This is a genomic window from Segatella copri (genome assembly GCF_026015295.1).
GTDB lineage: Bacteria > Bacteroidota > Bacteroidia > Bacteroidales > Bacteroidaceae > Prevotella > Prevotella copri_C.
Window position 1 is genome coordinate 940853 of the sequence record NZ_JAPDUW010000001.1, and the last position, 25640, is coordinate 966492.

Annotated in this window: 20 protein-coding genes and 1 pseudogene; 14 read left to right on the top strand and 7 right to left on the bottom strand. The window is 45.8% G+C overall.

Features of this window, described 5'->3' with window-relative positions:
- Positions 1-116: 116 nt before the first annotated feature.
- The 9 genes and pseudogenes from ONT18_RS03875 to ONT18_RS03915 all read left to right on the top strand — a co-directional run bounded on the left by ONT18_RS03875 (position 117) and on the right by ONT18_RS03915 (position 10680).
- Positions 117-1411, top strand: a pseudogene (locus ONT18_RS03875) (IS1380 family transposase).
- 300 nt (positions 1412-1711) lie between these two features.
- Complete coding sequence (locus ONT18_RS03880) at positions 1712-2974, top strand: transposase (protein ID WP_264904173.1); 1263 nt, start codon at positions 1712-1714, stop codon at positions 2972-2974.
- Positions 2975-3295: 321 nt separating this feature from the next.
- Positions 3296-4453, top strand: a complete 1158-nt coding sequence (locus tag ONT18_RS03885) for a bacteriophage abortive infection AbiH family protein (protein WP_264904175.1) — start codon at positions 3296-3298, stop codon at positions 4451-4453.
- A gap of 402 nt (positions 4454-4855) precedes the next feature.
- On the top strand, positions 4856-5266 hold the full coding sequence (locus ONT18_RS03890; protein WP_006849335.1) for a hypothetical protein: 411 nt from the start codon (positions 4856-4858) through the stop codon (positions 5264-5266).
- Between the two features lie 395 nt (positions 5267-5661).
- Positions 5662-6264 carry a hypothetical protein gene (locus ONT18_RS03895; protein WP_264904178.1) on the top strand — a complete coding sequence of 201 codons (603 nt, stop codon included), beginning with the start codon at positions 5662-5664 and terminating at the stop codon, positions 6262-6264.
- 196 nt (positions 6265-6460) lie between these two features.
- Positions 6461-6991: a hypothetical protein gene (locus ONT18_RS03900; RefSeq protein ID WP_264904180.1), complete on the top strand. Its 531-nt coding sequence runs from the start codon at positions 6461-6463 to the stop codon at positions 6989-6991.
- Positions 6992-7024: 33 nt separating this feature from the next.
- Positions 7025-7414 carry a hypothetical protein gene (locus ONT18_RS03905; protein WP_264904182.1) on the top strand — a complete coding sequence of 130 codons (390 nt, stop codon included), beginning with the start codon at positions 7025-7027 and terminating at the stop codon, positions 7412-7414.
- A gap of 131 nt (positions 7415-7545) precedes the next feature.
- Complete coding sequence (locus ONT18_RS03910; protein ID WP_264904183.1) at positions 7546-10095, top strand: hypothetical protein; 2550 nt, start codon at positions 7546-7548, stop codon at positions 10093-10095.
- A 24-nt stretch (positions 10096-10119) separates the two neighbouring features.
- Positions 10120-10680 (top strand): DUF5675 family protein, encoded by a 561-nt coding sequence (locus tag ONT18_RS03915; protein ID WP_264904184.1) that lies wholly within the window; start codon positions 10120-10122, stop codon positions 10678-10680.
- Between the two features lie 48 nt (positions 10681-10728).
- On the opposite strand, the gene ONT18_RS03920 is transcribed toward ONT18_RS03915, so the two are convergent.
- Positions 10729-11991, bottom strand: coding sequence for a transglycosylase SLT domain-containing protein (locus ONT18_RS03920; protein ID WP_264904186.1), 1263 nt, complete (start codon positions 11989-11991; stop codon positions 10729-10731).
- A gap of 106 nt (positions 11992-12097) precedes the next feature.
- On the opposite strand from ONT18_RS03920, the gene hisG reads away from it, so the two are divergent.
- The 3 genes from hisG to hisC all read left to right on the top strand — a co-directional run bounded on the left by hisG (position 12098) and on the right by hisC (position 15414).
- The gene (gene hisG, locus ONT18_RS03925) at positions 12098-12949 is read left to right on the top strand and encodes an ATP phosphoribosyltransferase (protein WP_119230206.1); all 852 of its coding nucleotides are present in this window, start codon (positions 12098-12100) and stop codon (positions 12947-12949) included.
- A gap of 94 nt (positions 12950-13043) precedes the next feature.
- Positions 13044-14330 (top strand): histidinol dehydrogenase, encoded by a 1287-nt coding sequence (hisD, locus tag ONT18_RS03930; RefSeq protein WP_264904188.1) that lies wholly within the window; start codon positions 13044-13046, stop codon positions 14328-14330.
- Between the two features lie 49 nt (positions 14331-14379).
- Positions 14380-15414, top strand: a complete 1035-nt coding sequence (hisC, locus tag ONT18_RS03935) for a histidinol-phosphate transaminase (protein WP_118080108.1) — start codon at positions 14380-14382, stop codon at positions 15412-15414.
- 76 nt (positions 15415-15490) lie between these two features.
- Here the strand turns inward: hisC and ONT18_RS03940 are convergent, their stop codons facing one another.
- From ONT18_RS03940 to ONT18_RS03960, 5 genes are all read right to left on the bottom strand, one after another.
- A complete protein-coding gene (locus tag ONT18_RS03940; RefSeq protein WP_264904192.1) occupies positions 15491-17683 on the bottom strand; it encodes a YgiQ family radical SAM protein in 2193 nt (730 codons plus the stop codon).
- Between the two features lie 10 nt (positions 17684-17693).
- Positions 17694-18035, bottom strand: coding sequence for a hypothetical protein (locus tag ONT18_RS03945; RefSeq protein ID WP_117586171.1), 342 nt, complete (start codon positions 18033-18035; stop codon positions 17694-17696).
- 34 nt (positions 18036-18069) lie between these two features.
- A complete protein-coding gene (locus ONT18_RS03950; protein WP_264904194.1) occupies positions 18070-20730 on the bottom strand; it encodes a fibronectin type III domain-containing protein in 2661 nt (886 codons plus the stop codon).
- A gap of 78 nt (positions 20731-20808) precedes the next feature.
- The gene (locus tag ONT18_RS03955) at positions 20809-21366 is read right to left on the bottom strand and encodes a 1-acyl-sn-glycerol-3-phosphate acyltransferase (protein ID WP_022121200.1); all 558 of its coding nucleotides are present in this window, start codon (positions 21364-21366) and stop codon (positions 20809-20811) included.
- A 42-nt stretch (positions 21367-21408) separates the two neighbouring features.
- The gene (locus tag ONT18_RS03960) at positions 21409-21681 is read right to left on the bottom strand and encodes a hypothetical protein (protein WP_118080102.1); all 273 of its coding nucleotides are present in this window, start codon (positions 21679-21681) and stop codon (positions 21409-21411) included.
- Between the two features lie 194 nt (positions 21682-21875).
- Between ONT18_RS03960 and ONT18_RS03965 the strand changes: the two genes are divergently transcribed.
- Together ONT18_RS03965 and ONT18_RS03970 are read left to right on the top strand one after the other, a co-directional pair.
- The gene (locus ONT18_RS03965; RefSeq protein ID WP_264904196.1) at positions 21876-23525 is read left to right on the top strand and encodes a diphosphate--fructose-6-phosphate 1-phosphotransferase; all 1650 of its coding nucleotides are present in this window, start codon (positions 21876-21878) and stop codon (positions 23523-23525) included.
- Between the two features lie 66 nt (positions 23526-23591).
- A complete protein-coding gene (locus ONT18_RS03970; RefSeq protein WP_118255573.1) occupies positions 23592-24443 on the top strand; it encodes a glycoside hydrolase family 25 protein in 852 nt (283 codons plus the stop codon).
- 111 nt (positions 24444-24554) lie between these two features.
- Here ONT18_RS03970 and prmA read toward each other — a convergent pair whose 3' ends face one another.
- On the bottom strand, positions 24555-25427 hold the full coding sequence (gene prmA, locus ONT18_RS03975) for a 50S ribosomal protein L11 methyltransferase (RefSeq protein ID WP_118152473.1): 873 nt from the start codon (positions 25425-25427) through the stop codon (positions 24555-24557).
- Positions 25428-25640 lie beyond the last annotated feature (213 nt).

Genomic DNA, 25640 nt, shown 5'->3' on the forward strand with positions numbered 1-25640 from the left:
AAGTTCCTGAGCAACAAAAAGTTGCTCAGGATTTTGCCATGTCAGATTTTTCACTTATCTTAGTGTTGCAATTAGAAAACAAGCGAAAATCGTAACAAGGCGCGGCAAAGGTACAAATAAAATTCGAAAAACTCACACCTTTTGGAGGAATTTTTTCAATCATGGAGAAATTTTTTCAATCATGGAGAAATTTGACTCCATGCTTTCACCCGTTATCGACTCAACACTGGGTCAGAGATGCAGCAGTATCATCGGATATCAGTTCAGCGAGATAGTCCGTTCGCTGATGAGCGTTTATTTCTGTGGCGGCTCATGCGTGGAAGATGTAACGTCACAACTGATGCGCCATCTCTCGTATCATCCTACCCTTCGTACATGCAGCTCTGATACCATCCTCAGAGCCATCAAGGAACTGACACAGGAAAACATCTCCTATACTTCCGACCAAGGCAAGACCTATGATTTCAATACTGCAGACAAACTCAACACATTGCTTATAAACGCTTTGGTTTCTACAGGCGAGTTGAAGGAAATTGAGGAATACGATGTTGACTTTGACCATCAGTTCCTTGAAACGGAGAAGTATGATGCAAAACCGACCTACAAGAAGTTCCTCGGCTACAGGCCTGGCGTATATGTTATCGGTGACAAGATAGTCTATATCGAGAACAGCGATGGCAACACGAATGTGCGTTTTCATCAGGCAGACACCCATAAGAGATTCTTCGCTCTTCTGGAATCCCAGAACATCCGTGTAAATCGCTTCAGGGCAGACTGCGGTTCCTGCTCGAAGGAAATCGTCAGTGAGATAGAGAAGCATTGCAAACTTTTCTACATCCGTGCCAACCGATGCAGTTCGCTCTACAATGACATCTTTGCTCTGAGAGGATGGAAGACGGAGGAGATTAACGGCATCCAGTTCGAACTCAATTCCATTCTCGTTGAGAAATGGGAAGACAAGTGCTATCGTCTTGTCATCCAGAGACAAAGACGCAACAGTGGCGACCTTGACCTGTGGGAAGGCGAATACACTTACCGTTGTATTCTGACCAACGATTACAAGTCATCGACAAGGGACATTGTTGAATTCTACAATCTGCGTGGCGGCAAGGAACGTATCTTTGACGACATGAACAACGGATTCGGTTGGAGCAGGCTCCCCAAGTCATTCATGGCGGAGAATACTGTCTTTCTTCTGCTTACTGCATTGATACACAATTTCTACAAGACCATCATGAGCAGGCTTGACACCAAGGCTTTTGGGCTCAAGAAAACGAGTCGCATAAAGGCTTTTGTCTTCAGATTCATCTCCGTACCTGCCAAGTGGATCATGACTGCAAGGCAATACGTGCTGAATATCTATACTGAGAACCGCGCTTATGCAAAACCCTTCAAAACTGGATTCGGATAAAATCCGTTCCTTATGGTTTTAATCTGCGTATTACCTCAAGTCGCATTGTGGGGGAAGGGGAAGGTGTGCAAAAATCGGACAAAATTCACGCTCATACTATCATGATGCATAGTGTTCAAGCTCTTTACTGCGATTGAGATTGCGATTGAGATTGCTTGCGGATTTGAGGAAATATTAAGTCAGAGTCAAAATATTAAATCATAATATTGTTGAATATATGTTCGTTACTGGTTGCTGATTTAAAATTTTCTTTTAAAATATTTGTCTATTTCAATAAAATAGCCTATCTTTGTTGGCAATATGACTAAGGAAGTGAGACATGATAATAGTTGTAGGTTCCGATTGTATCCCAATAAGGAACAGCGAGAGTTGATAGCCAAGACTTTCGGCTGCTGTCGTTGGGTATATAATTGGGGGCTCGCCATGCGGAAAAAGGCATGGGAGGAGGAGAAGAAGTCTCTTTCTTTAACTGATATTCAGTCTCAACTTCCTGCTATGAAAAAAGATGCTGCAACATCTTGGTTAAAAGAAGTCGATGCAAAGGCCTTGATATTTTCACTCCGTTGTATGGATACTGCCTATCAGAACTTTTTTAAGCATCAAAGCGGTTTCCCTCGATTTAAGGCAAAGTATGACAGGAATCAATCTTATCAAACTTATCAGGACGTATCTTTCTCTTATGATAAAAGCAAATTATATTTGCCTAAAATGCAAGAAGGTATCAAATGTATATTTAGTAGAAAGATTGAGGGAAAAATCAAGACTTGTACCATTAGTCGTAATCCCGCTGGTGAATACTATGTTAGTATTATTGTAGAGACAGAAGGTTCTTATCCGGAACCACCTGCAATAAAACCGGAAACCGCTGTTGGTATTGATGCAGGTGTTAAGAACCTAGCAATATTATCAGATGGTCAAAAGTTCCCTGCTAGTGATAAGTTTAGAAAGTCGGAACGTCATCTGGCTCATCTGCAGCGTATTTTGTCTCGAAGGACTAAAGGCGGAAAAAACTGGGAAAAGGCACGAGTAAAGGTTGCTCGTGCTCAGAATCGTATTCGCAATCAACGTAATGATCTTATTAATAATGTCGTAGCAGATATTATTAAGAAAGGTTATGAAACTATCTGTGTGGAAAATCTTTCAATCAAGGATGGTATGTTGCAGGACAAGAAACATGGTAAGCATAATAAGCAAAAACGTTCTCGCAATAAGCTTATAGTTGATGCAGCTATGGGCATGTTGCGTATCAAGCTGCAGCAGAAATGTAAGTCGAAAGGAATCAACTTCATCAAAATTGAACGTTATTTTCCTTCTTCGAAGACTTGCCACTGTTGTGGAAAAATATTTAAAGGTTTACAGTTAAGTCAGCGTTCATGGGTGTGTCCTTCATGTCGTGCAAAGTTGGATAGGGATGTGAATGCTGCTATTAATATTAAAAATTTTGGAATTAGCAATAGTTCCCTAGGGAGGTGTACCCCCGAAGTTAAGTCTGTGGAGCATCGTAAGCAGAAACGAAGAAATGCCAAAAGCAGTGACGTTTCAGATGTTAAGAAGCAGAAATAAGAGAGCTCTATTATTAAGCAAATGCCTGTTATGCAGAATAATACTTATCTAAGGATGAACATGCATTCTGAATAGTGGGTAAGTACAACTCGAACATCTGCATTTCCCACCACTCTTTTGATGAACATGCATTCTGAATAGTGGGTAAGTACAACGTACCGAAAACTATCCCTTTTTGGTATAGAGATGGTTTTACATTCAGTTTTTTTCATTAGGCAAGATGCATATTGCATATTTGTTCTGCTCTACATATCTGGTATATCCACTAAGATTCAGAATATGTAGGTGGAATTAGTAAATAAATTTAATTTATAGTTGATTATGGATAAGGCAATAAATACAACACTCATCATTGGAAATGGGTTTGATTTAAGTATGGGTAAACATACCGGTTATGCAGAATTTTTCAAGAAGCTGGAAGACGAAGGTTTTTGGGAAGAACATTCTGGTAATTCTCTTTTAAATTTTATAGGAGAAAAGGGGAGTAAAGAATATTGGTACGATTTTGAGGATATAATTCTACATTATACCTTTGAAAGTGATAACGGCAAGAGATTAAAAGAGTTGGAAGATTTAAACAAAACGGATGATAATTTTACAAATGGGATTGTTTCAGAAGTAAAAGAAGGAATAGAACTCCTTAAAGAGGAGCTAGTGAAGTTTCTTCGTGATGCTAAGCCAGACAATGACAGTCTTTGTCCCGCTTATCGAATCTTTGCTGCCATTCTTGGGGCTTCAGGTAAAAATGCAAAAGATTTGCTCGCATCCTTGCTTGAAAGAAAAATAGCAAAAGAAACATGGGAATTTCCTAATAATAAAATTATTTCGTTTAATTATTTGGATGACCCGTCTAGCATTAGTTTCTATTTGCAATTTTTTACCGATAAAAAAGTAAAGGGTCCGTGTTCTCCTCCTATCGGAATAAAGGCTGATGACTTAGCAGGTATGTTCGTTTTTTTACATAATTCGTTAGACTTTTGGAATAGGTCAAATCTCCATCCTGGCCTTATATTTGGAACTAATGATGATGAGAGAATGCCTAAAGCTTTATACTTCCTTCGTAAATCATCTCAGCTTGGTTATGATGCAAAAAAGAGTTTAACTGATACTCTTAATCAGTCAAAACGAATCGTTATATTTGGACTGAGTTTAGTTGGTATAGATTATGATTATTTTAAGGAATTCTTCGAGACGGATCATGATTCTGATACTGAAGTTGTTATTATAAACAAAAAAGGTGCTTTGGACAATATTCGTAAAATACTTAAGGAGAAAGGATGCAAAAGACAAGTTTCTTATTTAGATATTGATGAGGACTCTATTGTAACGGATGTTGTAAAAATGAATAAGGAAATATGTTATAGTAATTTTATAGGGTTGTGTGATACAATAGCTGAAGAATCTGTTGCTTCAGAACACCGAAACATTGTGCAGGTGAATAATGTTTTCGAAGTAAGGCCAAGGTATGATAAACGTTAAAATTTAACTTTGTGAGTAGAAGAGAGGAAGTGAGATGATAAAATGCGCACGTCCTCTCTCTTTAAAAAGTCATTTTTGATAATTTCTTCAAATGTAATCATCTGATAATCAAATGGCGTTTTGTAGGATAAAGAACCCAAAAAATACTTTTTAAAGTGAACTCTGTTATAGTTAATAATCAAGTTAAATAAGCAGTGCAGAGTGCTGCACCTACCATAAAAATTCCATAAAAGTAACAGGGAGAAGTGATGCTGCAAGAATGCTCACTTTTCCCTCTTTTTTGTCAAAAATCTAAAAATCAGAAAAATAATAGTACTCATATTACGAATTAAGGAATCGTAGTACACCCTTTTATTTCGCTCTTTCTTTGTAATTTCACACCGAAATTAAAAAAAAGAAATTATGGGAAAAGGACGTAGTTACATGAATTCATATGCCGACGGCTATATGAGAGGCAAGGTTGTCAAGGAAGTGGGAGCACTCCTTGACCACATACTAGTGGAGGAAATCACAACCCCCACAATAATAAAATTGGAGTTTGGACCTTCTTACGATACCATTAGAGAACTAAGACAGCAAGATACCTCAAAATCTTTTGAGACCATCAGACAATTCTGCTACATCATCGGCTATTATCTTTACCAAGAAATAGAGGCGGTGGAGAACTATAAGAAATATGTAAGGGAAAGGGAATCCAAGCTTACCATGCTGTATGAGATGAAAGAAAGATATAAGAAAATTTACGGAATGCAAGCCGTAGTGGTTCTCAACCTTATGCATAAGGGAAAGGACTTGCTGGCTTTTATGAAGTAATATATAAGTGAGTTTTTCCGCCTCATTATGTGTTAGCGAACTCATTTTGAGGCTAGTTCTAATCTATAAATAAATACCTAAAAAAAGAAAGTAAAATATGATGAAATCGGAGACCAACTGTCCCCTAAGGGTGTATTCCCTTATAGTTCTCCTGGCATTTGCTTGTACCAGCAAAATTGTTAGCGCAAACAAATTCTAACGTCCTCTACTAAGGAATGAGCGACAAAGAACTTAATTACTAACTATTATAAATTTCGAATTATGGGGAGATTTATAATCAAGCTCGTGCGCTTGATACTGAAGTATGGGCGATTCGGCCTTTTTTGCGTGGTCATTCAATTGAATGGCAACAGCAAGTTTATTGAGTATACTTACAATTTGAGGCGTTCCCTCCTATGGATATGAGCATACACGCACAATTACTGGTAGATGTTGCCATGCAGGAAAGAGATTATCATGATGCGCTCGTAGTACGTCGATACTTGGAGACCTTTAACAGAATAGACAATCATTTGGTTGAAGCTGAACTTCCTAGGCTTGATGCCTATATCGCCACTCTGGATGGCTATTATGAATACCTGGAGCAAAGGAATAGAAAACCATTGAAAAATGGTACCAGAATCGGCCGAAAAAAAGAATACCTTTTTGTGTCTGATGAAGCATCTTCTGTAAAAGATGAAGAGACGACCGCCGAGCAAGCCTCTTTATTTATAGAATTTCTCACCCTAAATGGCCTAAATTCTATGTCTACCAGTGCGAGCAAGTCTTCACCAATGAATATCGCAATATTTGCGTTTATCAGATATTGGAGAAGAAGGGGTATCTTGGCACCGCAGCACATCGTTAGTGCCAATGCCATTTATCGATTTCTTACCGATGATTGCCATATACGAAAAGAAGTTACGATAAAATCGTTCTACAATGTCTTCAATCATTGTGAGGACATGAAAAATCAAGAAATGGATGATAAAGTGGCTGATTTCTTTGCCCATAGATGATTTTTTTTTATGGGATAAATATTAATCCTATTTTTCCTATTTTTCCCATAGGTGTTTTTGCCCTATCTTTGCACCCGTAATCAGACAAGTAAAGTCTGGTTGCGGGCGTTTTTTGTTTATAGGAATCCGGTACCGTTCCTGAAACTGAAATTTGGCGAATAACTCGCAGTCCAACCCTTTAATATGATATATTGATATGGCAGAAAATGCTTATGTATTTTATCATCCGCAGTATGGCGGATTGAGAGTGGTGAACAACGAAGAAGGATTGTTCTTTTGTATCGAGGATTTGGTAGCCATCACTGATATCGGCAGAGATAAATTGTTCCCAGTATTAGCCGATACGGAGGGAAAAGTGGTAGAAATATACGTGGAAGCGGAAACCAAAAAGGTTCCGAAGGATTTTAAACCTCGTTTGTTTTTCGGTGAATTCTTTGGCAATGCTGACAAGGTAAATCGAAATAGTAAATTGGCTTGGAGAAGTATGACGTTCGTAGACTCTCAGGTGGTGAGAGATATGACGGTTGGCTGTTCGAAAGATTCGGAGCGTAAGTTGTTTTACAAGTGGGTCAAGGATTTTATCCAGCCTGTGATGGAGGACGAGGACAGATGTTGGTGTTATGAATGTGTCATGATGAAAAGAGTCTGTTATGACCCTCTGAAAAAACCGATGGACATCCGATATGCTGCCGACGGCCTGTATATCAACGATATACGAATCAACTAACATTATTCATCTTTTAAACAAGTTATTACGATTATGAAACAAGCAGCAAAGAAGCAGCTCCTCAACGCCCAGAAGGTGGACGGAGCCATTATCAGTGAGGAAAACGGTACCATCGCCTTCCGCAAGGCGCCATGGAACGATACCGAGGTTATCTGTGAACAGCCTAAGGTGATACCGGGCAGAATGGTATGCTCAGGCGAGAAGGGAGGTGACGTGCTCGACTTCAAGCCTTACGAGCGTACGGGCGAGAAGCTTTTCGAGGAAATCTTCAAGACCAAGCATGCCGTGGTGCGCACCACCAAGCGCACGGTGCAGGTAAACTATACCTTCAGCCGGGACCTGGACAAGCAGGACATGCTGCGCTACCTCAAGGCAGAGCACAAGGAACTGATTGCCGGATTTAGGGAGAATGTTGAATGTTGAGTGTTGAATGTTGAATTAGGCTAGCGCCTTTGCGACCGTTAGTCAATTCAACATTCAACATTAAATTCAACACTCAACATTCAACATTAAATTCAACATTCAACACTCAACATTCAACATTCAAAAAAACGATGGAACATATTATAGCATATAATCCGTACAAGAATGGCAATAAGGGGAGCGTAAGCTCCCAGCCACTCTCGGTCTACGACAAAACCATCGCTTATCCCTGGATGGCAGACCTGGTAGCTGCCATCCGTGGGGGTAACGATGAACTGAAGAAGCAGCTGCCTTTCCGCTGCGCTCACTACTACCAGTTCCGAGACAACAGACGTTCGCAGAAGAATGCCGTGCCCGAAAGCTTCCTCTTCCAGACCACCATCGATGTGGACGACAAGGAATATGTGGACAAGGCGATAGAGAAGGCACGGGAGCTGAACTGCAGCGACACCATCTGGAACGGAGCCCTGCTGCACCTGGAGTACTCAGCCCGCAAGAAGCTGCACATCGACATCCGCATGCCTATCGGCATGACGATCGAGGAGACGCAGCGAGCCTATTGCGAGGCGCTGGGCGTGCCCTACGACGAGAGCTGTATCACGCCAGAACGTATGCTCTTCATCACCGACAAGGCGTCAGAAATCTATCGCTCGCCCCATTGGTACGAGGTGCTGCCACAGGAAGAGCTGAAAAAGCGCAGACAAGCCTACCTGGACCGTGGGCTCACCATTGACGGAAGACAGCAACAGGGCACTCAGCCCCAACCATTCAACATTCAACACTCAACATTCAACACTCAACAAAATGTTCAAGACCATCGACTTCCGGGCTCTGACAGCCATCACGCTGTTTCTTCTGGCTCTGCTATTCAGCCTGCCCAACCTAGTGATAGCAATGCTGCTCATGCTGCTCATCTCAGCCCTGCTGGAGCTCATCAGGATGCTGGCACTGTGGCAACCGGCAAGAATCTAGCAGCCTTCGACCTCTTCCGCAATGCGGCAGGTCTGAAGGACGTAGATATCAACACCCCAGGCTCCCGCCACTCATCGCTCCTGGCGATTATGAGCGCAGGCGCATCGAGAGTGATGCCCGAAGAGGAACTGAAGGCGGTGGTGGCACAGAAGATGCCTGCCTTTTCGCAGGAGCATGACTGCCAGCAGCTGATCCACGACTTCTATGCGAAATATGGTGACAGTTCGAAGCCGATGTCGCAAGCCGTGATCCGCATCAATGCCCAGGCAGAGAAGTCCTCCCAGAAGGATGCCGTGTCGTTAAAAACCGAGAGTTCCGAGGGCGGCACGGATATTAATGCGGAAGATGATAAATTAGCTCCGCCTCCGATGCCCGAACATCTCCCGAAACTCGTGGAGCTGCTGTTATCGAAGACACCGGACGTATACAAGCCAGCCGTGGCACACGCCATCTTCCCGCCACTTGCTACACACCTCTGTAAGACCACCTTCAAGTATATTGACAATGTGGAGCACGAGGCTACCCTGATGTGCTGTCTGCTGGCGGGCACGGGCGCAGGCAAGAACTGTGTGCAGATGCCTATCAACATGATAATGGAGGACATCAGGCAGCGCGACCGTGAGAACCTGCAACGGGAGAAGGAATGGAAAGAAGAGGTGACACGCAAGGGTGCCAACAAGGATAAGCGCAAGCGTCCGGAAAACCTCATCATCCAGGAGATAGACGCCGATATGACCAACCCGGCATTCGTGATGCGCACAGCTGAGGCTCAGGAGCATTTCCTCTATACAACGCTCAACGAGATAGACCAGTTCGATGCCCTCAAGGGACAGGGCAACCAGCAGTTCAAGATTATGTGCCTTGCCTTTGATCCTGGGAACTCATACGGTCAGACCCGCGTGGGCACATCGAGTATCACCGAGCGCGTCACCATCCGGTTCAACTGGAATGCATCGACCACCGTCCAGCTGGGGCAGCGATATTTCTCAAAGGTGCTCACCGACGGACCTATCAGCCGCATCAACTTCTGTACTATCCCGGAGCGGGAAATCGGTGCCGAAATGCCAGTATACGGCGAATACGACGAAGCCTTCAGAGAGGCGCTCAGACCGTACATAGAGAATCTGTGCAAGGCGTCGGGTAGGATAGACTGCGCTGAGGCTTCTGCCCTGGCAGAAAAGTTGAAGGATGAGAACGCCGACTTTTCGCGCATGTCGCAAAACAGGGTGTTCGAGAATCTCTCCTTCCGTGGCAACGTAATTGCCTTTCTCAAGGCTTGTGTGCTATACGTGGCAAACGGCTGCAAATGGGAACCCGAAATAGAAGAGTTCATCAGATGGAGCGAGAGCTACGACCTGTGGTGCAAGATGATTTTCTTTGGCGCCAGCATAGCCAAGGCTAATGAGGTAGGAGAGAAATCGAGCAAGCGAGGACCTGCCAACCTGCTGCAGCAATTGCCTGACACCTTCACTTATGCGCAGGCTGAAATGGTGCGTCTGCAGAACGACTTCGGAAAGAAGGGTACGGCGACGATGCTGAGAAACTGGGTGAACCGCCATTATATCGAGAAAATTCCTCCGAAGGGAGTAAATGCCGACGGAGCTGACGGAAAGCAGGGCGGAAAGGTGTTCAGTATTCAGTTATTCAGTTTTAAGAAGCTATTATTCCGTTCTGACGGACTCGACCTGAGATGTTTTAACGCAAAATAGTTTAACACTTAACATTCAAACAAAATGGAAATAGTATTAAAGCGTATAGCTAAAAAAGGAACTTATACCATCGGCAGACTCTATCTGCTGACCGATAGTAGTGTAAATCGTAACTCGCTACCCGGCAAGAAGAAGGACGACAAGTGCAAATTGATTCATACCTTTGACAGCCAGCTGTTGTCCAAGGATACCTATCTCTGTGATACCATGGAGCCTACATGGCGTAATCTGCTGGGTATCAAGCTAAAGCCAGAGGAAGTGGATGCCCGCTATAGCCGCAAGAGCGGCGTGAAGGCTCGTAAGGTACCTGGCCATACTGCCATTCCTGAGGGTACTTATCCTGTGGTCATATCGTATTCTCCAAGATTCAAGCGTTGGCTGCCATTGCTGGTGGGCGTGCCGAATTTCGAGGGCATCCGCATCCATGCAGGCAATTATCCTGACGATACACAAGGCTGCATCCTCGTTGGGGAGAACAAGTTCGTGGGCATGGTGGTGAACTCCCGTATCTGGCTGCAGCGGCTCATCAACGCCATGACAGCGGCGCGCGACCGAGACGAAAGTATCTGGATAACCATCCTATAGGTTACAAGTGATAAACAGATAGGGAACGCACTGCGTTCCCTATTTATATTATATATGGTACTTATTCTGGTAGTGGCGCTTGGATTTAACAGGGGCTCCATGGAAGGAACCGCTGCCCATACCGCTGCTGCCACGAAGACTCTCATGGAAGCCTGAACCACCGCTATATTCGCTCCAGCGGGCTCTGATTCTATCTACATAATTAACCGTCTCCGTGCCTCGCATATAACCATATTTCACTACCGGGTCTGTGTAATAAGCCGGTTGAGAAAGGCGCAGAATATAATCGCGGATCACGCCCCAGTTGTGCGGATTCTGACCATGTTTGCGAGCCAGCGACATCGCATCTCTGATGTGGAAATAGCCACCATTATAAGAAGCAAGGGCGAAAAGCATGCGCTGGAAAGGGTCGCCTACGTCAGAGAAATGCCCCTGCAGTTCCGCCATATATCTGGCTGCCGCAGCCACATTTGCCTCAGGTTCATGAATCATGCTCATCGGCAAACCCAGATGGGCAGCCGTGCCTGGCATAATCTGCATCAGTCCGCAAGCTCCAGCCCATGACTTAGCATTCGGGTCGAAACAGCTCTCCTGATAACATTGGGCAGCCATCAGACGCCAGTCCATGCGAGCCGTTCCGCTATAGCGCTGGAAGAGGTGGTCGTAGCGGGAAATAACACCCTTAGAACGGTTCAGGAATGGTGAATAAACGTGGCGGCGCACGCTGGCAGAAGAAAGCAGCCACGATTCTTCCTGCTTGACCTGAGCAATCAGCTTAGGCTTAAACCAGCCGTTAAGGGTGTCGGCAAGACTCTTGTTACCGTTCAGCACAGCCCATTGAGTTCGGGTGCTGTCGGGCGTAACACCACAGAACAGCAGGTTGCCTCTGGTCTGTTTTCGGGGTAGGGGCACGGCAATCACATCACCTTCTCCCTTCTCCAGTTTGCGCACCATTTCAGCCGTATCCTTACATTCTTCTACGCGTAACGACACGCCGATCTGCTGGGCAAACTTCTCGCAGAGCAGATATTGCAGTCCCATTCCGTGGCTGTGGTAATCATAATAGGTAGTAGGGCCGTTAACGGTAAGCATGATGAGCTCACCATTGGCCTGAATATCTTCGAGCGAAAGCCCCTTACTGGTTGAAGCAGGCTTCTTTTCATCGCCATCAGCCCCATCAGAGTTGTCAGCATACTCCATTTCGCCTACGGGAGTTCCCCATGGCGTAAGCTCCTGCTGCGGTTTCTTGTCGGCACAGGCAGCGAGCAAAAATAGTGCATATAATGCGTATAAATATCCTTTATTCTTCATTTCAGCTGCAAAAGTACGAAATATTTTGCACATAAGTGAGAAATTATTTGTTTATTCTAATAAAAATATGTACTTTTGCAATGTTTTTCAAACAAAATATAGAAATATGTTACGAATAGCAGTACAAAGTAAGGGTCGTCTTTTCGACGACACCATGAATCTTTTATCAGAGGCTGACATCAAAGTAAGTGCCTCTAAACGCACCCTCCTGGTGCAGTCAAGCAACTTTCCTCTCGAGGTTCTCTACCTTCGTGATGATGATATTCCTCAGAGCGTAGCCTCTGGTGTGGCAGATATCGGTATCGTGGGCGAGAACGAGTTTGTAGAGCGTGGAGAGAATGCGCAGATTATTGACCGTCTGGGTTTCAGCAAGTGCCGCCTGAGTCTCGCCATTCCTAAGAAGATTGATTATCCGGGATTGCAATGGTTCAACGGCAAGAAGATTGCTACTTCTTACCCTAACATCCTGCGCAAGTTTATGAAGAAGAACAATATCAATGCCGACATCCATGTCATTACGGGTTCTGTAGAAATCAGTCCGGGCATCGGTTTGGCTGACGGTATTTTCGATATTGTAAGTTCAGGTTCTACTCTGGTCAGCAACAATCTTGCTGAGGTTGAGGTGGTGATGAAGAGCGAGGCTCTGCTCATCGGCAACTGGAACATGGACGAGGAGAAGCATGAGATTCTGAACGAGATGCTGTTCCGCTTCGAGGCTGTACGTTCTGCACAGGACAAGAAGTACGTGATGATGAATGCTCCTAAGGCAAAGGTTCAGGAGATTACAGAAGTATTGCCAGGCATCAAGAGTCCAACGATTATCCCATTGGCTGATGAGGAATGGTGCTCTATCCACACCGTGCTCGATGAGAAGCGTTTCTGGGAAATCATAGGCAAGTTGAAGGAACTCGGTGCACAGGGCATCCTGGTAACACCAATCGAAAAGATGATATTATAATAATGTGTAGTGTTTAATGTGTAATGTTTATTTAGAGACATTATGCGTTAAAAACTAAACATTAAACATTAATAATTAAATATTAATAATAGGAATGAAGGTAATAAAGTATCCTGCAAAGGAGGAATGGAGCGAGATTGTAAAACGCCCACACCTGGATGTTTCGCAGCTGAATGCGACCGTACAAGGTGTACTCGACGATGTGAAAAACCATGGCGACGAAGCCGTGAAGCGTTACGAGGAGAAGTTTGATCATGCCCATCTCGATTCTTTGGCTGTGACTGAAGCTGAAATCGAAGAGGCAGAGAAATTGGTTTCTCAAGAACTGAAAGACGCTTTGCACCTCGCCCATCATAACATTGCCGCATTCCATCATAGCCAGAAGTTTGATGGTGTAAAGGTTGAAACTTGCCCTGGTGTAACCTGCTGGCAGAAGAGTGTGGCTATAGAGAAGGTGGGATTGTATATCCCGGGAGGTACTGCTCCTCTCTTTAGCACCGTTCTGATGCTGGCTACTCCTGCCAAGATTGCAGAATGTAAAGAAATAGTACTGTGTACTCCTCCTAATAAAGAGGGCAAGGTGAACCCGGCTATTCTCATGGCGGCAAAGATTGCGGGCGTAAGCAAGATCTTTAAGGCGGGTGGCGTTCAGGCTATCGGAGCCATGGCTTACGGTACGGAGAGCGTGCCTAAAGTTTATAAGATTTTCGGTCCGGGCAACCAGTTCGTCATGGCTGCCAAGCAGCAGGTTTCCCTGCACGATGTGGCTATAGACATGCCTGCCGGTCCGTCTGAAGTTTGTCTTATTTCCGACGAAACAGCCAACCCTGTGTTTGCTGCTGCCGACCTATTGTCGCAGGCTGAACATGGTTTCGATTCTCAGGTTTTCTTCATTACTACATCTGAAAAGGTGTTGGATGATGTAAAGAATGAAGTCGAAGTACAACTTGAACGTTTGCCACGTAAGGAGATGGCACAGACCTCATTAGATAACTCTAAGTTTATCCTCGTGAAGACTGAAGAGGAGGCAATCGACCTCTGCAATACTTATGCGCCGGAGCATCTGATTATCGCCACAGCCGATTACGAGCAGCTGGCAGAAAAAGTTGTGAATGCAGGTAGTGTATTCCTCGGAAACTATGCGTGCGAAAGTGCAGGCGACTATGCAAGCGGTACGAACCATACCTTGCCAACCCATGGTTATGCTTTGGCTTACAACGGAGTGAACCTGGACAGTTATAATCGCAAAATCACATTCCAGCATCTTACAGAAGAAGGTATTCGTAACATTGGAAATGCTGTAGTGACCATGGCGGAAAATGAGCAATTGGAAGCTCATGCCAATGCGATGAGACTGAGAGTGAACAGTTTGAAACAATAGGGTGAAACGGGAAGTTGTAAAGATACTTCTTAATAGTTTTTGAAAGAAAATGAAAGAATTGAAAGATTTGTGCCGAGAGAACATCTGGAATCTGGCACCTTACAGTTGCGCCCGTACGGAGTTTGCAGGCAGAAATGCCCGCGTCTTCCTCGACGCCAACGAAAATCCATATAATGACCCTTACAATCGCTATCCTGATCCGCTGCAGGTTGAACTGAAGAAGCAGATCAGCAAGATTAAGGGTGTAGCTGAAGAGAAAATCTTCCTGGGCAACGGTTCCGACGAGGCCATCGATTTGGTTTACCGTGTATTTTGCCGCCCGGGCAAGGATAATGTAGTGGCGATTGCACCTACTTACGGAATGTATGAAGTATGCGCAGACATCAACGATGTGGAGTATCGCTCTGTGCTGCTCGATGAAAACTATCAGATTTCTGCAGAAAAACTGCTGGCAGCCTGCGATGAACAGACAAAGGTTATCTGGATTTGCAGTCCGAACAATCCTACGGGCAATCACATCAACCGCGAGGCAATCGTAGAGGTGTTGCAGAAATTCCAGGGTATTGTCATCATCGACGAAGCCTACAGCGATTTCTCTTCGGAGCGCACATTCCGCAGCGTGCTCGACAGATTTCCCAACATGATTGTACTCAACACCATGAGTAAGGCATGGGGCTGTGCAGCCCTCCGTCTGGGAATGGCTTTTGCGAGCAAGGAGATTGTTGACATATTCAATAAGGTGAAATATCCTTATAACGTCAATCTGCTTACTCAGGAGCATGCGCTGGAAGTGATGAAGAATCCGCTGAAGGTTGACGAATGGGTGAAGAACATCCTGCAGGAGCGTTCTAAGGTAATGGCTGCATTCCTGGATCTGCCTATCTGCGAGAAGGTTTATCCTACTGATGCAAACTTCTTCCTGGCTAAAATGACCGACGCCAATGCCATCTATAATTATCTGGTGGCACAAGGCATTATCGTAAGAAACCGCAACAAGGTTCAGTTGTGTGGCAACTGTCTGAGAATTACGATAGGAAACAAGAGCGAGAATGCTGAATTACTCGGTGCTTTGAGACAGTACTAAATTATTTTGGAAAAGTTCAGTATATAATGTGAAAGAGGGTGAGTCATAAATATATGATTCACCCTCTTTTTAGCATTTATCTTCTTCTGCCTCTACCTTCATTTCTTCCTTGATTTCCACGGCCGCCGCGTTCGTTCTTATCCCCGCTGTTGTAGCGGTTCTTGCGACTGTGGTTGTCGTTGTCGAAATTAGGGTTGAAGCTCTTTTTCTTCTTGTTCTTGAAGAAGCCGGCACCTCCGCTTAATGGGCGGCCTTCGTTCAGATATTTATCTTCATCATAGCAACCTACATTTCCGAAACCCTTTGGGGCAAAGCGTTCAGAAGCATTTCTGCCAGCTCCACGCTTGCCTTTAGCACCTTTTCCTACACCAGGATTATCGTATGTAGAACCTATCGCCTTATCGTCATAATGCGTCTTCTTACCCTTGAAACTGCCACCCATGCTCTTTCTGTCGTAGAGTTTGTCGATGAGGTCGGCTCTGCCTATCCGGCGAAGTTCACTCTCGATGGCACGGCGCTCTTCAGGCTTGTACCAGAAGAAGAACATGCGCTGGGCAAGCTTCTCTTTCTGAGTCTTGGCGCTGAAGACCGGCTCCAGGGTGTAAGGATCGTACCCCGTATACCAGGTCTCGGTAGAAATGGTCATAGGAGTAGGGGTGAAATCCTGCACCTGCTCCAGATGGAAGTCCAGTCCCTTCGTAATGACGGCAAGTTCGGCCATGTCTTCTTCATGACAGCCCGGATGCGAACTGATGAAATAAGGAATGATCTGCTGGTTCAGACCTTCTTCCTTGTTGATCTTGTCGAAGATGCGCTTGAACTCGTAGAAGAGGTCGAACGATGGCTTGCGCATGAACTTCAAGACCTCCGGACTCGTATGTTCGGGAGCCACCTTCAGTCGGCCGCTCACGTGCTTGGTAATCAGTTCGCGCGTGTATTCTCTAGCCGCCTGATTCACCTTTTCGTCCTTGCTCTTATGCAGCAGAAGGTCGTAACGCACACCACTACCAATGAAACTCTTCTTGATTCCCGGCAAAGCATCTACAGCATGATAAATCTCCAGAAGCTTGCTGTGGTCGGTATTGAGGTTCGGACAAATCTGAGGGTTTACACACGACGGACGCTTGCACACTTCGCAGGCTTTCTGATTCTTGCCGTGCATTCCGTACATGTTGGCAGAAGGACCGCCCAAATCGCTCAGATAGCCCTTGAAATCAGGCATCTGGATGATTTTCTTCACTTCCTTCAGAATGCTCTCCTTGCTGCGGCAAACCACGAATTTACCCTGATGGGCAGAAATGGTGCAGAAAGAACAGCCGCCGAAACAGCCACGATGAAGGTTCACGGAGAACTTGATCATCTCGTAGGCAGGAATGGTCTTGCCCTTGTATTTAGGATGAGGCAAACGCGTATAAGGCAGGTCGAAAGCCGCATCCAGTTCCGCGGTAGTCATCAGCGGGAAAGGCGGATTCACCACTACATATTTGCCGTCAACTTCCTGAATCATGCGCTGAGCATGCATCTTGTTGGCTTCTTCCTCCAGATGGCGCACGTTCTCAGCCTGCCCCTTCTTGTTGTGGAGACATTCTTCGTGGCTGTGGAGGATGATGTCATCGTCCTTGAAACCGCCCGGAATCTCATTTTCCTTGCAGTAGAAAACCACCTGCGGCATTTCGTGGATTTGGCTAAGCGTCTTGCCTTCTGCAAAGGCATTGGCTAGTTCAACGATAGAACGTTCGCCCATTCCGTAGAGAATGAGGTCGGCGCCCGAATCGCAGAGAATGCACTTGCGGAGCTCGTCTTTCCAATAGTCGTAGTGGCTGATGCGGCGCAACGAAGCCTCAATACCGCCTAGTGCTACAGGTACGTCGGGAAAGAGTTTCTTCAGTATCTGCGTATAGACGATAGATGGATAGTCGGGGCGCATGTCGTGGCGGGAGTCGGGACTGAAAGCGTCCTCGCTACGCATGCGGCGGTTGGCCGTGTAGCGGTTCACCATCGAGTCCATGGCACCCGGAGAAACACCAAAGAAGAGGCGAGGGCGACCGAGTTTCTTGAAGTCTCGGAAATCGCCGTGCCAGTCGGGCTGGGGAACGATGGCTACACGATAGCCGTTGGCTTCCAGTATTCGTCCGAGGATGGCAGGGCCGAAGGATGGGTGGTCAACGTAAGCATCTCCTGAAAAGAGGATGACGTCGAGTTCGTCCCATCCGCGCAACTCGCATTCTTTCTTGGTGGTAGGTAAGAAATCTGTTAACTTATAATCCATTCAATATTTTTTAATCATTTACTGCGTCTGGTTCTGCATCTGCTGCAGCCTCAGCCTGCTTCTTGTCTTTCCAGTCTACGTAGAGCAGAACGAGGTTGTGAAGACCGAGCGCCTTCATGTTCTGATTGTAGATGACGTCGAGACAGAGATCGAGCAACTCCTTATCCTTGATATCGCTGCTCTCGAGGAGTGAACGCACATTAAGTTTCAGTTTATCGAGCACTTCCTCGTCGATAATGCCGTTGCTGTCTACGAGGTTGCGGAGTAACTGATACTTTTCGATGGTCTCTAAATGCTGGTCGCTCACTTCGATAGAGCGAGTACCAGACTGGTTGGCTTGAATCTTATACATAAGCTTAAATTTTTTTATCTGTTTTACTTTGAATTTAATCTGTCAGAAATTTGAGAATGCCGAGCAACACGCTGGTGCGGGTTCTTTCGTCGATGATGCATTCCAGCGGGAATCCCATGACGAAGCTGCGGTAAGTAGAGCTCTTGTAGGCAACCGCCGCACTCGTTCCCGTATCGTATTGCATCGCCGTGAAGGCGTAATTGCCAACCGGTTTCAATATCTCGGGATGAGTTGCCGCATAATGCTGGGCATTCAGCTCGTTATAATAGCTGAACTGCAGACCTAATCCCTTGACGTTAGGCGAAGTGTAGACAATACTGTCTCGTTCTGTTACGGTTGAATCTTCGGGATTGATGTCCCTGGTGATGGCCGTAGAACCTGTAGGCTCATAGCTGAGTTTCAGAATATCGCTCAGGAACGCCTGTTCCTCTTCAGTCTGCATGTCGCTTCCGGTGTAAGAACCGCTTATCAGGATTCTGCCGCCTTGGCTGGCGTATTGCCTGATGCTGTTCTGCAGGGCAGGCGTGAACGACTTGAAGTAGGCGTGAGTATAGCCGTCATGGCGCTCCAGTCCGTTGATGAGGTCAACTGCCTGATAGTTCTTCATCTGAACCCTGCCGCTGGCGATAACTTCGCTCGAACAGCTGGAAATATTATATTTGCCCGAAGCTGCAATACTTGTAGCATGCGCCTGAACGTAGTTGAAGTCGTTGCCTGCCACAAACTTGCCAATCATTTCGTTGCCGCTGAAGCCGAGTCCGAAACTGGTTTCGTTGCCCATTCTGCTTCTGTCGAACACCTGTTGCTTGCCGCTCCATCCCGCCGTCAGTCCGTAGCTTACGCCCGGATCCTGATTGAGGTCGAATCCCTGCTTTTCCTCATCGTCCACGACCTGCGGAGAGGCAAGGCGATGGAAATTGTTTACGATGAGCACAGACTTGCTGGCAGCAGGATTATAGAGCACAGAGAGGGTTTCGGTGGTGAAACTTTCTCCTCCTGCATTAACCGCAGCCACCTTAAAATGGTAAAGCTTGCCCGGTTCCAGCTGCATCTGGCAGCGGGTGGTGTTCACGATGGTTCCGTTGTCAAAACCGCCTTGTCCCTCTGCCTTATAAATAATGTAAGAAGTAGGGCGGGCAGATGGTTCCGTCTTGTCCAGCTGGGCTGTCCATGAGAGTAGGGCAACACCTTGGTTCTGCGTAACGCTGAAGTTCTGCGGAGCCAGCGGCTGGACCACGTATCGGGTTCCATGATTGCTGTTTACGAAGCGCAGGATAGTTTTGTAGATGGAGCGTGCGATATAGAACTTTCCGAGCGGATCCTGAGCAATTCTCATGTCAGGGAAATTCTGATGCGAAAGCATTTCGAGAATAGCCGACGGAACTTCCGGCAGACGGGTTTCAGAATAGTTTCTGTCCCATAGGTAGCGTTTGCCAAATTCTCCGAACTGAGCCGTCAGATCCGTAACGAGATTATCGCGCAAAGCCCTGGCGAAATCCTTGGATGTGAATCTGGAGATTCCGCTGTTCAGTATTCCGTCGTTATAATCTGTCGTGCAGATAGCAAGGGATCCAACGGTAGATTTTCCGTCCTTATTGTAACCCGCATCACTATGAAGTGCCAGCGAGAGTTCTATAGGCACGTGCTTGCCATTTTTGGCAGGCATGTAAACCGAACCGCCGCCCAGCCAATTGGTCATCAGCGAACGGGTGTTGATGTCGTCGGCGTAATCATTTTCTCCCTTTCTGCCGCCGTAAACCTTATAAGGAGCACCAGCCCATTGGGCGTAGTATCTGGCTCCTTCCAGGCAACGGGGCAATCCGCTGGTGTAACCGCCACGCTCTATGTTTCCCATGCCGCCGCCAAAGCGGACAGCATCTGTAGTTACTACTCCACGGCGTGAAGCCTTGTTGGTGCAGACCACGCGGTTGAACTCGTTGCAGCCCTTGTCAAAATCGAAGGTGCCCAGGTAAACCCAGGTGCCTCCGCCCATGCGCTGGTTAACGGAAAACTCCGTGGCTTCGCCCTTGTGATAAACGATGTATCTTGCATCGCTCACGCTCTTGGGGAGCGACTGGTAGCTTACGTAGACTGCGTATTTGCCGGCTTCCTTGAAACGGGGCTGGTAGCTTACCTGGCTGGTTTTCTTGCGCTTGGTAGCCTTCGCCTGTCTCACGGTTCCCATGCGGAACGGATTTTCCCCATCTTTCAGTCGGTAGCGGTTGGCAAAACCTAGCGAATCGCAGTTTTTCCATCGCTTGCTTGCCTCCTTTTCGAAATAATAAACCGACTTGACAGCATCATCATTATCGATGACGATTTCGTTCCTCTGCCAGTCTCTTTCGCGGGGTGTGAAGACGATGGCTCCCGCATTCTGGAGCATCGGGATGAGGTAGGGCACTACGATGGTTTGGGTAAAGAGATCTTCGTTTGTGCAAAACAGGTTAGGGCGTTGCCATTTCCATACATCTCTGTCGGCATAATAATACCGTCCGTGCGAGGCCCATAGCGAAAGGTGCCTGTTCTGTAGTCCTGCCGTAACGAAATAAGGGCGGGAAACATTAAACACCCATGGGTCGCCATCATAATCTATGCCTTGCCATGCGCCGCTGTTAGCCTCGTCGTAGATAGGAAAAAACGATTTGCCGTTAGCCTGAAGCGAAGCTCCAGCGGCTAACAGCAAACTGCTTATCAAACAATATGTTATGTTTTGGTGTTTCACTATACGAATACTCCTTCTTTAATAGCTGACTAAACCGTTATCTTCTAACGTTTAATCAATATTTCCGATTGTGAACTTCTCCGGTTTCTTTCCTTTGAAATCCTTGAAGTACAACTTGATTTCACGCATGTCTTTGTCAACATCTCCTGACGGGATAATCTGCCTGGTGCATTGGATGACCTTCTTCTCATAGTCAAGCCCATAGAGATGGATAGGCAGATGCGCCTTGAGGGCTATGAAATAGAATCCCTTTTTCCATTCCGGGTTGAGCGAGCGGGTACCTTCGGGCGTAATGCACAGTCCGAAAGCCTTGCGCTTATCCGCTTCTGCAGCCAGATTATCCGTCATGCTGGTATGTTTGCTTCTCCACACAGGAATACCTCCCATCTTTCTGAAGATAGGACCTAGCGGCCAGAAGAACCATTCCTTTTTCATGAGGAAATTACATTTGATTCCCTCAGCATGGGCAAAGAGCTGGCCCAGTATCAGATCCCAGTTGCTGGTGTGCGGAGCCATGCAGATAATATACTTTTCAGGAAGCTCCTGGGTGATGATTTTCTTATAGCCCAAGCGCTTATACAATATCCATTGACAAATTCCTTTTACCATATATATAAATAGGTGTATTTTCTGATTCTGATGATGAAAGGATTATGCCAGGTTTGAAATCTGGTCGATGATTTCGCTCATCTGCTTGTTGAAGTCGCTTATGAGCTTTTTATAATATTCACCCTTCTTGATTCCCGGTTCCGGGTGAGACACGCGGCTGATGTAATCGCCGTTGATCATGACGATAGCTGAAAGAATGCCATCCACATCTTCCTGTGTAGGCTTACCGTTATACAAAGATGCAGCTACTGTCTCAGCGAAAAGTTCGCTTGTAATGTAGTTGATCGTGCGCTTTAAATCTCTTTTATTAGCCATAATTCTTTTCTCCTAATTAATGAATAATTAAAAATATCGCTCAAAGATAATCATTTTCTTTGAAATAACATCATTTTTTGGGAAAAAATGTATCTATTAACGCATTTTTAGCATTTTTCTTTCCGTATCTCGCAGAAAAGAGTTATTTTTGCAGATGTTTTTGAAGTTTCAACTAATTAAAATAAAAACGAATTATGGAAAAAAGTGCATTGCAGATTGCAAGAGCTGCTTATCAGCCAAAATTGCCTAAGGCTCTCCTGGGCCCAGTAAAGGCAGTTGAAGGTGCAGCAACACAGTCAGTAGGTAATCAGGATGAAATCAAGGCGTTGTTCCCTAACACTTATGGAATGCCTGTTATTACATTCGAGGCAGGTGAGGCTAAGGAACTTCCTGCTTTCAACGTAGGTGTTATCCTCTCAGGTGGTCAGGCTCCTGGCGGTCACAACGTGATTTCTGGTCTCTTCGACGGTGTGAAGTCTCTCAACCCAGCTAACAAGCTCTATGGTTTCATCCTCGGTCCTGGTGGTCTCGTTGACCATAAGTACATGGAGATTACTTCTGAACTCATGGACGAATACCGCAATACTGGTGGTTTCGACATCATCGGTTCCGGTCGTACCAAGCTTGAGAAGGAAGACCAGTTTGAGAAGGGTATTGAGATTCTTCGTGAACTCGGCATCAAGGCACTTGTCATCATCGGTGGTGACGACTCAAATACCAATGCTTGCGTTCTCGCAGAATACTATGCTGCCAAGAAGTATGGCGTACAGGTAATCGGTTGCCCTAAGACTATCGACGGCGACTTGAAGAACGAGCAGATTGAGACTTCTTTCGGTTTCGATACAGCCTGCAAGACATATTCTGAGCTCATCGGTAACATCGAGCGCGACTGTAACTCAGCACGTAAGTACTGGCACTTCATCAAGCTGATGGGTCGTTCAGCATCTCACATCGCTCTTGAGTGCGCTCTCCAGACTCAGCCAAACATCTGCTTGATTTCTGAGGAGGTAGAGGCTAAGGAAATGTCACTCGATGATGTTGTTACTTATATTGCAACTGCAGTAGCTAACCGTGCTGCTGAGGGCAACAACTTCGGTACTGTTCTCATCCCAGAGGGCTTGATCGAGTTCATCCCAGCTATCAAGAAGCTCATCGCAGAATTGAACGAGGTTCTTACAGACCCTGCAACAGGCGAGAGCCGTGAGTTTGCAAGTGCTGAGGAGCAGATTGCATTCGTTAAGGGTGCCATCGCTAAGGACAACCTCGCTGTATTGGAGTCTTTGCCAGCTGACGTAGCTCGCCAGCTTTGCCTCGACCGCGACCCTCACGGAAACGTACAGGTTTCTCTCATCGAGACAGAGAAGTTGCTTTCTCGCATGGTAGCTGAGAAGTTGGCTGCATGGAAGAAGGAAGGCAAGTTTGTTGGTAAGTTCTCTGCACAGCACCACTTCTTCGGTTACGAGGGACGTTGCGCAGCTCCTTCTAACTACGATGCTGACTACTGCTACTCACTCGGTTTCAACGCTTCACGCCTCATCGCTAACGGCAAGACCGGTTACATGTCAATCATCAAGAACACAACTGCTCCTGCAGCAGAGTGGATTGCAGGTGGTGTGCCAATCACTATGATGATGAACATCGAGCGTCGTAATGGTGCTAACAAGCCAGTTATCCGCAAGGCTCTCGTTGAGCTGGATGGTGCTCCATTCAAGTTCTTCGCTTCTAAGCGCGATGAGTGGGCTAAGGAAACAGCTTACGTTTATCCAGGTCCTATCCAGTACTGGGGTCCTTCTGAGGTTTGCGACCAGACCACAAAGACTCTCCAGTTGGAGCAGGCTAAGTAAAAAATAGAATAAATATTTTTTTATATGTCAACAAGACGAACGGCTTCTTCACAGAAAAAGAGTGCCATGGCGAGAAAGAAAACTCCTCGGCGTGGCGGCTCCCGTGGTAGAAGGCGTTCGTCTTCTTTTTTGCAACGCTATCCCCGTTGGGCGTGGTGGATAGGCGGAACGGCGGTTATCGTGCTCTATGTCTTTCTGTTCTATCATTTCTTTGTAGGACCAACTGGTTTCCGATGGCGTGCGCTTTATGGCGATGCTGAATATCCTGAAGGTTACGAGATTCATGGAATCGACATTTCGCATTATCAGGGCAAGATAGACTGGGAACAGCTCAAGAATGCGATGATCAAGGGGTGTCCTGTGCGCTTCGTCATCATCAAGAGTACGGAAGGTTCTTCACGGCTCGATGAGAATTTTCGCGAGAACTTTAATCAGGCTCGCGATTTCGGTTTCATCCGGGGTGTTTATCATTTCTGGAGCAATAAGTCGACAGCCCGAAAACAGGCCTATTATTTCCTAGACCAGGTTCATCTTACGGATGGCGATTTGCCTCCGGTACTGGATATTGAACATAAGCCGGCAGATAAGAGTGTGGAGGATTTCCAGCGTGATGTGCTTACCTGGCTGCATATTGTAGAGGATAAGTATCATGTTAAACCTATCATCTACACCTATTATAAATTCAAGGAGCAATATCTGAGTGCGCCTGTCTTCGATGATTATCCTTACTGGATAGCCCACTATTATGTTGACAAGGTTCAGTATAAGGGCAAATGGAAGTTCTGGCAGCATACGGATGTGGGCAAGTTGCCGGGCATTAAAGGCTACGTAGATTTCAATATTTACAACGGCAGTTATTATGAGCTCAAGCAGCTCTGCATAGGAAGCAATAATAATGAGAAGAAATTCATGGAATAAAGGTTGGACTTTTGACAATATGCGAAAATCCAACCTTTATTCGTATGTTTTAATCTGATATTTCTGATTTCAGATTTTTCGTTCTGAATGTTTAGAATCAGAAAAGAATCTTTATGAACCTAAAACAAGGCAGGCCCAATTGTTGTCAATCTGTCTGTTTATTTCATGCATTCCCAGTTCTTCTGCTTTCTCCAGGAGTACAGGAATATCTTCTTCGTAGAAGCCGCTCAGAACCAGGGTTCCGCCGATGTTCATCACGCTACGGAAAGCGCGCATGTCGTCGAGCAGAATGTTGCGGTTGATGTTGGCTAGAACCAGGTCGAAAACGCCGCTGATGTGGTTGATTACCTGACTGTTGCCAAAGAGTACTTCCATGTTAGTTACGCCGTTGAGCACGGCATTATGCTTGGCATTTTCCACGCTCCACTCGTCAATATCGTAGCCTACCACGTCTTTAGCTCCGAGTTTTGAGCAGGTGAGGGCAAGTATTCCCGTACCCGTTCCGCAATCCAGGATGCGCTTGGTTCTGATAGGCATGTGGAGCAGCTGTGAAATAATCATGCGTGTGGTTTCGTGGTTTCCTGTTCCGAACGCCAGTTTCGCCTCAATACCTATTTCTATCATGTCGGGTCTGTTGCTCGTATCGGGATAGAGTTCGGGATGTTTCGCATCGTAAATCACCACCTGGTTGTCCACATAAATTGGTTCGAATCCCTGTTCTTCCCATTCCTGGTTCCAATCCTTGTATTCTGCATCTTTCACCTCGTAGGTAATTTCCGCATCCCCAATAGGGAAATCAGAAAGACGGTCATCCAGCAGCTCTTTGTCGAAGAGTTCTTTCTGCACATACGCTTTCAGTCCGGTTTCTGTTTCTTCAAAAGATTCAAATCCGACTTCGGCTGCACCATCGGCAAGTAGATCCTGACAGTCCTGCATCAAGTCGGCAGTCGTTTCAATTGTGAATGTTGCTACTAAATATTTCATATTTAATTTGTATTAATTTCTTGTCTAAAAACGCCTTCGAATGTTCAAAAAAGCTAGATTTGTTTTAAATCTTCTGCAAAATTATAAAAAAATAGGGGAAAACCTACAATTATTTAGGGAAATTCTGTATTTTTGCATAAAGATAAGCAATATTTTTGCATTCAGATTATTATATAATCAGAAAAGGGCTCTTTCGGGAGTATTTTTCCTGAT